Source organism: Alishewanella longhuensis, from assembly GCF_014653435.1.
Classification (GTDB): Bacteria; Pseudomonadota; Gammaproteobacteria; order Enterobacterales; family Alteromonadaceae; genus Alishewanella; species Alishewanella longhuensis.
This window is the reverse complement of the sequence record NZ_BNAO01000003.1, coordinates 151,206-163,337: the sequence shown is the minus strand read 5'-3', so window position 1 is coordinate 163,337 and position 12,132 is coordinate 151,206. Positions and strand designations below refer to the sequence as shown.

The following is a 12,132-nucleotide window of genomic DNA, read 5'->3' as shown; positions in this document are numbered from 1 at the left end:
CTCCCCAGACTGGACTCGAACCAGTGACCTACGGATTAACAGTCCGCCGCTCTAACCAACTGAGCTACTAGGGAACAGCTTTCAACGGGGCGCAATACTAATGCCAGCTCAGCATACTGTCAACACTTTGCAGTGGGGATTTTTACGTTTGTGGTTTACTTGCGCATTGTTTCAGCAGAATGCTGTTTTTCAGAGCAAAGAAGCCACCTTGTGGCTGATATAGCGGCAGCGAGCCTTATCAACAAAGGGGGAGAGAGACTTACCCACAGAAGCTGTGGATAAGTCTGTGAGTTTGTGGTTGCTTAATCGTGCAAAGCCTTACGGCGGCTCTGTTTGCTTTAGGTCAATAGCTTTTCGATAAAAAATATAACTGTTATTAATCAGTAGCTTGGTTATTTTTGTCGTAGTTGTTGCCTGATTGCTAGCCGATTTTAACTACAGTAAGTTGATTACGCTTGAATTGTGCACTCTTTCAGAATATTCGCTGCTATTGCAGGTAAAGCTTATTTTTGATTTCGCATGGTGCTAGGTACTGTTTTTACATACAATAGTGGCCTTTCCCTCTCTGCTGTTAGGTTAATCAGGCTTTCTAATGAAGCAAAATGCATTATTGACTGCGAGTATCGCTCCGCTGTTAAAAAGACTCACCTGGCCGGTAATGGGCGGCATGCTCACCTTGATGAGCTTTAATCTGGTTGATACCTTCTTTATCAGTTTGCTGGGTACCCAGCAGTTGGCGGCTATTAGTTTTACCTTTCCTGTGACTTTTACCTTAATTAGTTTAGCCATCGGTTTAAGCATTGGCACCTCAGCGGTGATAGCTAAAGCACTTGGATCAGGTAACGAAGACGACGCGAAGAGTGACAGTTTAAGTGCCTTATGGTTATCGGCAATATTGGTGTTTGTGCTGGCATTGCTTGGTTTGCTATTTCTTGACCCACTTTTTTTATTGCTTGGTGCCAGTGATGAAATACTCCTTTATATTCGCGAATATATGGTTATCTGGCTGGCCGGTTCGGTGTTACTCGTCTCCCCCATGATTGGCAATGCGATTTTACGGGCTGCAGGGGAGACTAAAATCCCCAGTTTGGTGATGGCCAGTGGCGGCTTGGTTAATGCGGTACTGGATCCTATTTTGATTTTCGGTTTCGGGCCGATACCGTCTATGGCGATGCAAGGTGCCGCTTTAGCAACGGTGATTTCCTGGTTAACGGGCTTTGTCTTTATTATTTATTGGCTAAGTGTGAAACGAGGCCTGTTAACACGCTGGTTTTTACCCTGGCGACAGTGGCTGAGCATCTGTCGAAAAATTTTGCATATTGGGTTGCCTGCGGCTGGTGCTAACATGCTGACGCCGCTGGCCATGGCGGTATTAACGGCGATAATGGCAAGCTATGGCCCTGAGGCCGTCGCAGCCTTTGGGGTTGGCGCGCGTATTGAAAGTATTGCCTGTTTAGTGGTGTTGGCGTTATCTATGACCTTACCCCCAGTGATCAGCCAGAATTTTGGGGCAGCGCAATTTAGCCGGGTAAAGCAAGCTTATGAACTATGTTGCCGCTTTGTTTTAGGGTGGCAAGCGGTAATTTATTTAATACTAGCGCTGCTTGCTTATCCTATTTCTGCTTTATTTACCGACCATCCACAAGTAGCCGAGTATTTACGTTGGTTTATTTGGATTATGCCCGTGGCCTATGGCCTGCAAGGGATTATTATCCTAACAAACTCATCTTTTAACGCCTTACATTTACCGGCTAAAGCGGTGGTGTTAAGCGTATTTAGATTGTTTATTTGCTATGTGCCATTAGCCTGGGTGGGTGGTGTGCTTTTTGGTGTGGTCGGTGTGTTTATCGGTTGTATTATCGCTAACCTGATTACCGCCTCGGTTGCCTATTATTGGTATCACCGGGTATTGCAACGTTTTGCGTAAGGAGTTTTTATGTCACGCGCCTTTGAACTGGTATCCGATTATCAACCCGCTGGCGATCAGCCCGAAGCGATAAAAAAGCTGGTAGAGGGCTTAAGCAATGGCCTGGCGCACCAAACCTTGCTCGGGGTAACCGGCTCAGGTAAAACCTTTACTATGGCCAATGTGATAGCACAGGTCGAGCGACCAACTCTGATTATGGCGCACAATAAAACGCTGGCTGCCCAGCTGTATGGCGAGATGAAAGCGTTTTTTCCTAATAATGCTGTAGAGTATTTTGTTTCCTACTACGATTATTATCAGCCAGAAGCCTATGTGCCCTCAACCGATACCTTTATTGAAAAAGATGCCTCTATTAATGAGCATATTGAGCAAATGCGCTTATCTGCCACCAAAGCACTGATGGAGCGGCGTGATGTGGTGATTATCGCTTCGGTGTCGGCTATCTATGGTCTGGGCGATCCCCAATCCTATATGCAGATGCTGCTGCATCTAAAACAAGGCGATATTGTGGATCAGCGTTTTATTTTAAGACGCTTGGCCGAGCTGCAATATACCCGCAACGATTTGGCCTTTGAGCGGGCGACCTATCGGGTGCGTGGTGAAGTGATCGATATTTTCCCGGCGGAGTCAGACGATATTGCAGTGCGGGTTGAGCTATTTGATGAAGAAATAGAGCGCATTAGTTTATTTGATCCGCTGACCGGCGCGGTGGAGAAAATCGTTACCCGCTATACTATCTATCCGAAAACGCACTATGTCACACCACGCGAGACGATTTTAGCGGCAGTAGAGCAAATTAAAGTCGATCTGGCTGAGCGCCGTGCCGCGCTTCTGGCAGCGAATAAATTGGTAGAAGAGCAGCGATTAGCGCAGCGTACCCAGTTTGATATTGAAATGATGATAGAGCTGGGTTATTGCTCGGGTATTGAAAACTATTCCCGTTATTTATCGGGTCGTGATCCCGGCTCGCCTCCACCCACCTTGCTGGAATATTTCCCAGATGATGGCCTGATGTTTATTGATGAGTCGCATGTCACCATCTCGCAAATTGGTGCCATGTACAAAGGCGATCGCTCACGCAAAGAAAACTTAGTTAACTACGGTTTTCGTTTACCCTCAGCGCTGGATAACCGGCCACTTAAATTTGACGAATTCGAGATTATTGCACCGCAGCGCATCTATGTGTCAGCCACACCCGCTGCCTACGAGCTGGAACATTCTGCCGGTGAAGTCATAGAGCAAGTAGTGCGGCCAACCGGCTTGGTTGATCCAGAAATAGAAATTAGGCCGGTTGCTACCCAAGTCGATGATTTAATGTCTGAAGCCATGCTGCGAGCGCAGCGTGGTGAGCGGGTATTAGTGACCACCCTAACTAAAAAAATGGCGGAAGATTTAACCGAGTACCTAAATGAGCATCAGATCCGGGTACGCTATTTACACTCGGATATCGATACGGTGGAACGGATGGAGATTATCCGGGATCTGCGGTTAGGGGTATTTGATGTGCTGGTGGGCATTAACCTGTTACGGGAAGGCTTAGATATTCCGGAAGTGTCGCTGGTGGCGATCCTGGATGCGGATAAAGAAGGCTTCTTGCGTTCTGAACGCTCGTTAATTCAAACCATCGGCCGTGCAGCACGTAACTTAGAGGGGCGGGCGATTTTATACGCCGATCGCATAACAAACTCGATGCGCCGTGCTATTGATGAAACCGATCGGCGGCGGGCGAAACAACAGGCTTTTAACCAATTGCATGGTATAGCACCAAAAGCCATTTCGAAAAAGGTGGCTGATGTGATGGATTTAGGGCAGTCACCACAACAAAATCCGGCAATAGCACGGCAAGTTGCAGAGCAGCAGCGCTTAGTTAAAGGTCGTACGCCTTATCAGCTGCAGGCAGAGATAAAACAGCTGGAGCAAAAAATGTTGCAACATGCCCGCGATCTGGAATTTGAACAAGCGGCGGCACTGCGCGATCAAGTGCAAAGCTTGAAAAAACTCTTGTTAGAGCTAAGTTAACTAGTTGCTGGTTTTTTGACCTTAAAGCGTATTTTCATTCAGTTATCGTTAAGTCGTTGCCGCTAAGATGGCGCCAGTTACTTAAACGGACTAATTACCAACGACGTGAGGTCAATATGAAACGTACATTAATTGCAATAGCGTTAACGCTAAGCTCAGCCAGTGTTTTTGCCAATAGCTTTCAGCACGAGACCAACCTGAATTATGGCTGGGGGAAAATCTTAGATGCGGATATCGATGCTTACAATTTATCGCATCAGTTTTACTTAAGCCCGGTACGTACCAACAATAATATGCCGTTGGCAGAAGCTGGCTTTTTAAGTCGCAGCAGCAGCCTGTTATTTGCGTATGACTATGCGAAATTTGATTTTGGCAATTTGGGTAAAGTAAGCGGTAGTAACTGGTCAGTTGGTGGTGAATACCGTGATACCAGCCATAATTTTTATGCCAGCTTGTTATGGACGGAGTTTAATAACAGCAGCGACCGCATGGTTGAATCAAGCTTAGGTTATTATCTGGATCCAAGCTGGTTAGTTAAGTTAGATATTGAACATTTGCGTCCGGACGGTGACGGCAGCGTGACGCAATATGGCGTAAGCACCAAAAAGTTAATGACGCTAGGCAATGGCGATTTTATGAGTGTGGACGCTAGCTATATGGATGTTGCTAAGTCATCTTTTGGCCGCTTTGGGGTAGGTGCTGACTATTATTTTGGTCGCAATGTGTCGCTGGGCCTGGCGTATGACTGGGTAACCAAAGGTGTTTTTGATGCTGATGCCGATGCTTTTACTGTAAGGGGTAGCTGGTATGTCATGCCTAATTTAGCCTTAAAAGCGGGCGTGACCTTTGATAGCCTGGATACCGGTGATGATCTTTATCAAATCGGTGCGAGCTTCCGCTTCTAATCCGCTAAGCTAGTTTAAGTTGTGTCTAGTGTTTAGTTCCTGATATGTTCTTGCTGATTTGGGCCGCTGTTGCGGCCCTTTTTTATTCGCTGCTGCAGTTTCAGTGAACTGAATTAGACTGCTGCCAGTTACACTGTTATGCCCCAATCTTGCCAGGCTTGTTGGCACAAGCTTTCCTGAAATGCCGGTGCCGCTATGGCAATCAGCGCCTTGGCGCGTTCAGCCATGCTTTTCCCTCTAAGCTGCGCAATACCGTACTCGGTGACAATATAATTAACGTGCGCCCGGGTAGTCACTACGCCTGCACCTGGGGCTAGCAAGCTACTAATACGGGATACCCTGCCACCCGCTGCTGTCGCCGGTAGGGCAATAATAGCCCGGCCACCTTCAGATAAACTGGCGCCGCGTACAAAGTCCATCTGACCGCCAACACCAGAATAGATTTTCGTCCCCAGTGAATCGGCACACACCTGACCGCTTAGATCAACCTGCAAGGCGCTATTAATGGCCACGACTTGCGGATTCTGCCGAATGACCGCGGTATCATTGGTGTACTCTACATCTAAAAACACCACTTCCGGATTATCATCCACAAAATCATAGAGTGCCTGCGAGCCCATTGCAAAGGTAGTAACAATTTTACCGCGATGCTTACGTTTATTCTGATTGGTGATAACGCCTTTGGCTAAAAGCGGTAACACTCCATCGGAGAACATTTCCGTATGAATACCTAAATGCTGTCGATCGCCTAAACAAGCCAGTGTTGCATCAGGAATAGCGCCTATCCCCATTTGCAGGCAGTCGCCATCGCCGATCAAGCTGGCAACATGCTGGCCAATTTGGCGGGTGGTTGCATCCAGCTCTGCCGGTAAATGTAGTGGGATAGGCGCGCTATGCTCGACATAGCGGTCAAAACGGCTGAGATGAATAAACGAATCGCCATGGGTTCTTGGCATCTGTGGATTGACCCAGGCAATCACCCTTTTGGCAACTTGTAAGGCTGCCCGGGTGGCTTCCACCGAAATACCTAAACTGCAATAACCATGTTTATCCGGTGGCGATACCTGGATTAAGGCCACATCTAAAGCTTGTTCGCCGCGTCGGAATAGCTTGGGAATTTCTGATAAAAAAATGGGCACATAATCTGCCTGGCCATTCTGTATTGCCTGACGCGTGCTGCTGCCTACAAAAAAGCAGCGCTGACGCAGATGGCCTGCCAGCGCGGGATCACACAGCAGCTCACTGTGCTCGGTATGTAATTGCAATAAGGTCAGATGTCGCTTTTGTAGCGCAACTTTCGCCAGGGCCTGTAATAAAAAATAGGGGGTAGCAGCCATAGACTGGCACCAGATGTTATCGTGATCTTGTAAAATACTCAGTGCCTGTTCGGCGGTTGCAACGCGCATTGTTATCTCCTGTTCTATGTGCGCGCATTCTAGCGTTTTTCGTGTTGCGGACACTGATGCGGATCAATAAGCCATTAATCACCTTATGGCGCCTTTACCTGCGCCTTTTAGGCACTTTGCACAACATCTACCGCCACTTTTAGCTGATGGTTGCCACTGCCTTGCACTACGCCTTTTAACGGTACCACATCGGCATAATCGCGGCCAAAGGCTACGGTTAAATGTTGTTGGCAGGGCAATAGATTATTCGTGGGATCAAAATCTACCCAACCAAGCTCTGGGTCAAACACCGAAAACCAGGCGTGAGAGGCATCAGCGCCTTGTAAGCGCGGTTGGCCTGGTAATGGCTGTGTTTCCAAATAGCCGCTGACATAGCGTGCCGGTATCCCATTGGCCCTTAAGCAACTTATAGCCAGTAAGGCAAAGTCCTGACAGACGCCACGTCGATATTTAATAACATCGGACAAGGGCGTAACCACGGTGGTAAAGCCAGGGGTATAAATAAAGTTAGCATAAATATACTGGTTTAATTGTTCGGCCAGTTCTAACACCGTTTGGTTTTGCCGCCGTAACGGCGCGAGTAACGCACCTGCTTCAGCGCTGATGGGTGCCATACTGCTGGGCTGACAGAGCATTTTGGCATAAACCGCAGCAGCCGTTTTGCTATGTTGTAAATAGGACTGCAATTGCGTTGCGCTGCAGCCACTTTGCAAACGCTCGTTATTGCGGCGTGGCAATACCTCCAGCGAAGCATGACTTACTACGCTTAGCTGCTGGTGTGGTGCTTGCAGGTGAATAAAATGTCGGATATTACCAAAGTAATCCTGATATTGGCTAACTTCAGCGCCCGTGGGGTAAATGTGCAATGCCGTGGTTTTGACCTCTTGGTAGCTTAGATCTCTGGGGGTTAAGCATGCCAGGTTATAGCTGTTTGCTACGGGATGCTGGTACAGATACTCAGTCAGGTGTTGTAATTGATATTTCATGTTGTGGCCCAGGGGCGACTTAGATGCGCATGGGTAAAATAACTGAGCGACATTTCGTCAGATAGTCGCCGCAATAACTGTTGAATATGCTGCAAATGCTCTCCCAGCTGCAGTGAGGGCTGATGTTGCACAACAAGCTGCTGAGCCTCAAGCTCTGCGATTAACGCCGCGAGGGCGTCTGCCAGCGCGGGTAAGCGTTGACGATCTGCTGTCGTCAGCTCTGGCAGTGCTGCGGTTTGCCGCTGCAGCCGATGGATTTGATAGCCTACTGAGCGTGGGGTGCTGGTATCCAGTAGCAATAAATCAATAATGGCCACAGGATTTAGCTCTGAGCGGTAGCGGCGGCGATAGGTCATCAAGGTATCTGCCATACGCAATAGCGCTTCCAGCATACTGGCATCGGGCGTGCTGTTGACAAAAACGCGCTCTAGTAAAGAACTGGTTTGCCAGGCGCGCTCTAAATGTTGTCCAATATCCATAAAACGTAAGGCCTGGGTGCGGCTCATGGTTTCATTATTCATCCCATAAAGCGCAGTTTGCAGGATCACAATATCATCAAGTAAGCGGATAATCTCCATCGGTTGCTGCAAATCAGGCTCGGCCGGCCAATGATAAATAGCCTCTTGTAGTTTATCTAACAAGTACCAGGTGTCGTCACTAAAGTATTCACGCACCGATTGCGCGTTATAGACGACGTTTTTTAGTAACGCGAATACACTAAGCTGATGCTCTGGGGCAAACAATTGGCGTAGCGCGGTATTTACTGTTTGCTGCTCGCTGATGGGGTGTCCGCCATTAGCCGCCAAGCAAAAATCGACAAAACAATGTAATTGTTGCTGCTGTTGTGGCTGCAATGGCAGGGGCAAACTGAGCAGCGGTAGCGCAACTCTTAGTGCCCGTGTTAGTAAATTCAGCCGCTCATTATAGCGGCCTAGCCAAAATAAGTGGTTAGCTACGCGACTGGGCAGTAAACCGGATTCCCGGGACAAGGTAACGGGTGCTGAGCTGCTTTGTAATAGCGACTCTAGCGGTTTATCATCGCCTAACACCCAGACATCTTTACTTAGCTCTGCCGGATTATCTTGTGCGGTTAAGGGTAATTGAATACTACTTTGTTCTCCCAGGCGACTAAAGGCGCCCGGCAGCAATATGGGGGCGGCACCGGCTTGATATAAACTAAAGGTTCTGAAAATACCACTTAAAAGCGTCTGGCCTTGTGCAGGGTGATAGCAGGGCTGTGTTTGTAGTGATAATCGCTGGCGAACAATAAAAGCCGCAGGTTGTTTTAATACCCGGTCAAGATCAACTGCGCTTTGTTGGCCATGCTGTAAGTTATGCATGATAAAGGCATCAGGAGCTGCCTTTACTTTGCTTAACAACGCAGAGTCTTGCCCCCAAAAGGCTGGTACTGAGGGCAAAGCAAGCGGCTCTTTTAGTAAAAAGGTGGCGGCATCTTCCAGATAAGGGAGCAAAATTCCGCAATTCAGTAAGGCGGCACCGGGTGGGTTAGCACAGAATACCTGTTGCTGGCGAATACTATGAATTAAACCCGCTACCCCAGCGGGATGATGCTCCAGTGCCAGCGGATCGGTTTGCAGATCCTCCAGATAGCGCAATAGGGCAGCCACTGGCTTTAACCCACTAAGTGTTTTCAGCCAGATCTTACCCTCGCGATACATCAGATCAGCGCCATGCACCAATGCAACATCCAGATAGTTGGCGAGGTAAGCATGTTCAAAATAAGCGGTATCGCGATTGCCGTGGGTGAGAATCGCCGTCAGGCCATCCCCCCGGTTTTGTAAATAATGCCTTAGCTGCCGGAAAAAATCGGCCAGTTGTCGTTTCGGTAATAACTGTGCTAACTCTGGCATATGTTGCTTTAGAGCAAGTCGATGCTCTAAGGCGAAGCCAAGTCCTGCTGGTGTTTGGCAGCTATCGGCAAAGGCGCAAAAGCGACCATCAGTGAGCGGCGCAATATCGGTCGCCAGCATGGGTAACCATTGTGCCGGGCTGGGTACGATATTATGACATTCCGGCAGGTAGTAAGGGCAGTTAAATAACACCTCTGCTGGCATAATGCCTGCAACCAATAGCTGTTGCGGACCATAAAGATCGGCCAACATCATCGCCAACAAGCGATGGCGCTGCTTAATACCGCGACTAATAACTTGCCATTGCTCCGCAGTAAACAGCCAGGGTGAGAGATCGAGCTGCCTGCTGGGCCTGTGCCAGCGCTCGAAGCTAGCGCCATTTTCACGTAACTGGTGCTGTAGATCAGTATGCCAACGAGCCAAAAGTGCTGGAGGTTGACGCTCAAACCAATCAGTCAGATAGGTTGTTGCTGGCGCACTTGTAGGGCTAGCCCCTAAGTTGATTGACACTGCTACTCCTGCCTACACTGCGTTGCTAGGCGGTTAATTGTTGTGGTTCAGTGACATTCGCGCCAAGCAGAACTTGATGCAAATTGATAATGCCCGCCTGGATTTGATCAATTAACTCATGTAATTGTACTGTGCTTAAATCTGTTAGTGGCTGTCGGCTTAGTAGATGTTGCAGTTGATGCACATGCTGCAAGATAACCGGGCTATCCGGTAGCCCTTTGGCAGAAGCCGCCACCCGGTTGAAACAATAACTGACTGAGCGCGGAAAGTCTGCATAGCTTAGCAGATAATCAATGGCATCGGCATCTGCCCCGGTAGCGTTATTGGCCAAATAATAGTGATAAGATTCAACACCCCCTAGCGCGTTTAAAATTGAGATCCAGCGAAAGCGTGGCCGTTTTAGCTGAGTGGGTTGTAAAGTTTGCAATACCATCACGTCCATAATGCGGGTAACCATGTCGGCACGCTCCAAATGACGGCCTAAGGTAAATAAGTCAAACGCATCACCGCGAAGCATCACGCTATCAACAGTGCCTATTACCATCTGACAACGGCGGCTGATTTCGGTCATTAACTGATAACGCTGCTGACGGCTGGCTGGTTTTAAGCAATGTTGCTGGACAAAGCTATCCAGTTTATTGAGTTCTTCCCACATATCTCGTGGCAATAATTGCCGGATGGTCCGCGCATTATATTTTAGTTGGCTGCAGGCGGTACGGATTGACACCGGGCTGTCGCTACTGCTGGTAAGATAACTCATTACCGCTTGTTCTATCTGTGCCAACTGCGCAGGGTTTTGTGGTTGCAGGCCATAGCCTGCTAATACTTGTGCACTGTCCAGCCCCATGACATCCAGCAGCACCGGCCAACCGAATTCGGTGTCTTTATGACTGTCAATTAACAAGTGACTGGTGGCGTTAACCAGGCGCGCTGTATCATCAAGTCGTTCCAGGTAACGACCTAACCAGAAAATATTTTCTACCGATCTTGCCAGCATGATTTAGCCCTCATCGTTAATGATCCAGGTGTCTTTACTGCCACCACCCTGTGAAGAGTTGACTACCAGGGAGCCTTTGGTTAACGCCACACGGCTTAAGCCCCCTGTTGAGCAGTAGAGTTCAGCGCCCTGTAAAATAAAAGGCCGCAGATCTAAATGCCGTGGCTCCAATGTGCCGTCACAAAGGGTAGGTGCAGTAGAGAGGTTTAAAGTCGGTTGGGCAATAAAGTTTCGGGGATTGTCCTTGATGGCGTTTGCCATCTGCGTGCGCTCGGCCTGAGTAGAACGCGGACCGATTAAAATGCCATAACCACCTGATTCATTTGCCGGTTTAACCACCAGTTTATCTAAATTCGCCAATACATAGCTGCGTTCCAGCGGATCCTGACATAAAAAGGTTTCGACATTCTGAATCAACGGTCGCTCACTTAAGTAGTACTCGATAATTTTCGGGACAAAGGCATAGATAACTTTATCATCCGCTACCCCTGAGCCGGGCGCATTGGCTATGGCAACATTGCCTTTGCGCCAGACCGCGATTAAACCGGGTATGCCAAGTACCGAGTCGGCGCGAAAAGCCAGTGGATCGATAAATATATCGTCGATACGCCGGTAAATCACATCTACCTGGCGTTTACCTCGCAGAGACTTTAACCAGACCTTGTCATCCTCAACCAGCAAATCATGATTTTCAGCCAGCTCCACGCCCATTTGTTGGGCCAAATAGCTATGCTCAAAATAGGCCGAGTTATAGATGCCAGGTGTTAACACGACGATACAAGGGGGGACATGCTCACCACGCGGAGATAAGGATGCCAGCATTTGCCAGAGCTGCGCCGGATAATCATCCACCGGTACTATAGTCGAATCGGCAAAAAGCTCTGGAAAAACCCGTTTCATTACAGTGCGGTTTTCTAACATATAAGAAACCCCGGATGGGACTCGCAGGTTATCTTCTAATACCAGAAAAGTACCCTGTTCATCGCGCACCAGATCGGTACCACAGATATTGGCCCACACCCCATAACGGGGCGACATGCCCTGACATGGTGCAAGATAATTTTTCGAATCTAATACCAGTTCGGCCGGTACTACGCCGTCTTTAAGTATTCTCTGGCCGTTGTAAAGATCGTCAATAAACAGGTTTAACGCCGTTAACCGTTGTTTTAGTCCGGCACTGGTACGTTGCCATTCTGAACTTGGTATAGTTCGTGGGATCACATCTAGCGGCCAGGCTCTGTCAATATTACTGCCTTCTGCATAGAGGGTGAAGCATACTCCCATGTCGCTAATCGTTTGATTTAGTTGCAGTTGCCGGGTACAGAGTTCAGCGGCACCATGCTTATCAATAAAACGTGCTATTGCGGTTGCCGGGGCTCTGGCGTTACCATCGGCCGCCACCAGCTCATCAAAGCAGTTAGCATGCAGTGGGTATCGGCCGCCGGTAAAATTTTCCAAACTCATAGACAACTCCTTGCGCAACCTTAAAAACAGCAACGAGCTCTTGGCGT

At 48.5% G+C, this 12,132-nt stretch carries 8 protein-coding genes and 1 tRNA gene; 3 read left to right on the top strand and 6 right to left on the bottom strand.

Annotated features, from left to right (window positions below; genetic code table 11):
* Nucleotides 1-74, bottom strand: a tRNA-Asn gene (locus tag IE163_RS07855).
* A 518-nt stretch (nucleotides 75-592) separates the two neighbouring features.
* Here IE163_RS07855 and IE163_RS07850 point away from each other — a divergent pair.
* The 3 genes from IE163_RS07850 (at nucleotide 593) to IE163_RS07840 (ending at nucleotide 4,851) form a co-directional block, all read left to right on the top strand.
* Nucleotides 593-1,927 carry an MATE family efflux transporter gene (locus IE163_RS07850; protein ID WP_189431978.1) on the top strand — a complete coding sequence of 445 codons (1,335 nt, stop codon included), beginning with the start codon at nucleotides 593-595 and terminating at the stop codon, nucleotides 1,925-1,927.
* A 9-nt stretch (nucleotides 1,928-1,936) separates the two neighbouring features.
* Nucleotides 1,937-3,946 (top strand): excinuclease ABC subunit UvrB, encoded by a 2,010-nt coding sequence (uvrB, locus tag IE163_RS07845; protein WP_189431976.1) that lies wholly within the window; start codon nucleotides 1,937-1,939, stop codon nucleotides 3,944-3,946.
* A gap of 116 nt (nucleotides 3,947-4,062) precedes the next feature.
* Complete coding sequence (locus IE163_RS07840; RefSeq protein WP_189431974.1) at nucleotides 4,063-4,851, top strand: putative porin; 789 nt, start codon at nucleotides 4,063-4,065, stop codon at nucleotides 4,849-4,851.
* Between the two features lie 128 nt (nucleotides 4,852-4,979).
* Here the strand turns inward: IE163_RS07840 and IE163_RS07835 are convergent, their stop codons facing one another.
* The 5 genes from IE163_RS07835 to IE163_RS07815 all read right to left on the bottom strand — a co-directional run bounded on the left by IE163_RS07835 (nucleotide 4,980) and on the right by IE163_RS07815 (nucleotide 12,085).
* A complete protein-coding gene (locus IE163_RS07835; protein WP_505602212.1) occupies nucleotides 4,980-6,263 on the bottom strand; it encodes an acetyl-CoA hydrolase/transferase family protein in 1,284 nt (427 codons plus the stop codon).
* A gap of 101 nt (nucleotides 6,264-6,364) precedes the next feature.
* Complete coding sequence (locus tag IE163_RS07830; protein WP_189431969.1) at nucleotides 6,365-7,243, bottom strand: transglutaminase family protein; 879 nt, start codon at nucleotides 7,241-7,243, stop codon at nucleotides 6,365-6,367.
* Nucleotides 7,240-9,624: a circularly permuted type 2 ATP-grasp protein gene (locus IE163_RS07825; protein WP_189431966.1), complete on the bottom strand. Its 2,385-nt coding sequence runs from the start codon at nucleotides 9,622-9,624 to the stop codon at nucleotides 7,240-7,242. Before IE163_RS07825 ends, IE163_RS07830 begins: the two co-directional genes overlap by 4 nt.
* A 25-nt stretch (nucleotides 9,625-9,649) precedes the next feature.
* Nucleotides 9,650-10,621 carry an alpha-E domain-containing protein gene (locus tag IE163_RS07820; protein ID WP_189431965.1) on the bottom strand — a complete coding sequence of 324 codons (972 nt, stop codon included), beginning with the start codon at nucleotides 10,619-10,621 and terminating at the stop codon, nucleotides 9,650-9,652.
* 3 nt (nucleotides 10,622-10,624) lie between these two features.
* Entirely contained in the window at nucleotides 10,625-12,085 is a 1,461-nt protein-coding gene (locus tag IE163_RS07815; RefSeq protein WP_189431963.1) for a circularly permuted type 2 ATP-grasp protein, read from the bottom strand.
* Nucleotides 12,086-12,132: the final 47 nt, after the last annotated feature.

Coding starts and splice junctions, on each gene's coding strand:
- IE163_RS07850 (WP_189431978.1), top strand. CDS start 593: ATGAAGCAAAATGCATTATTGACTGCGAGTATCGCTCCGCTGTTAAAA.
- uvrB (WP_189431976.1), top strand. CDS start 1,937: ATGTCACGCGCCTTTGAACTGGTATCCGATTATCAACCCGCTGGCGAT.
- IE163_RS07840 (WP_189431974.1), top strand. CDS start 4,063: ATGAAACGTACATTAATTGCAATAGCGTTAACGCTAAGCTCAGCCAGT.
- IE163_RS07830 (WP_189431969.1), bottom strand. CDS start 7,243: ATGAAATATCAATTACAACACCTGACTGAGTATCTGTACCAGCATCCC.
- IE163_RS07820 (WP_189431965.1), bottom strand. CDS start 10,621: ATGCTGGCAAGATCGGTAGAAAATATTTTCTGGTTAGGTCGTTACCTG.
- IE163_RS07815 (WP_189431963.1), bottom strand. CDS start 12,085: ATGAGTTTGGAAAATTTTACCGGCGGCCGATACCCACTGCATGCTAAC.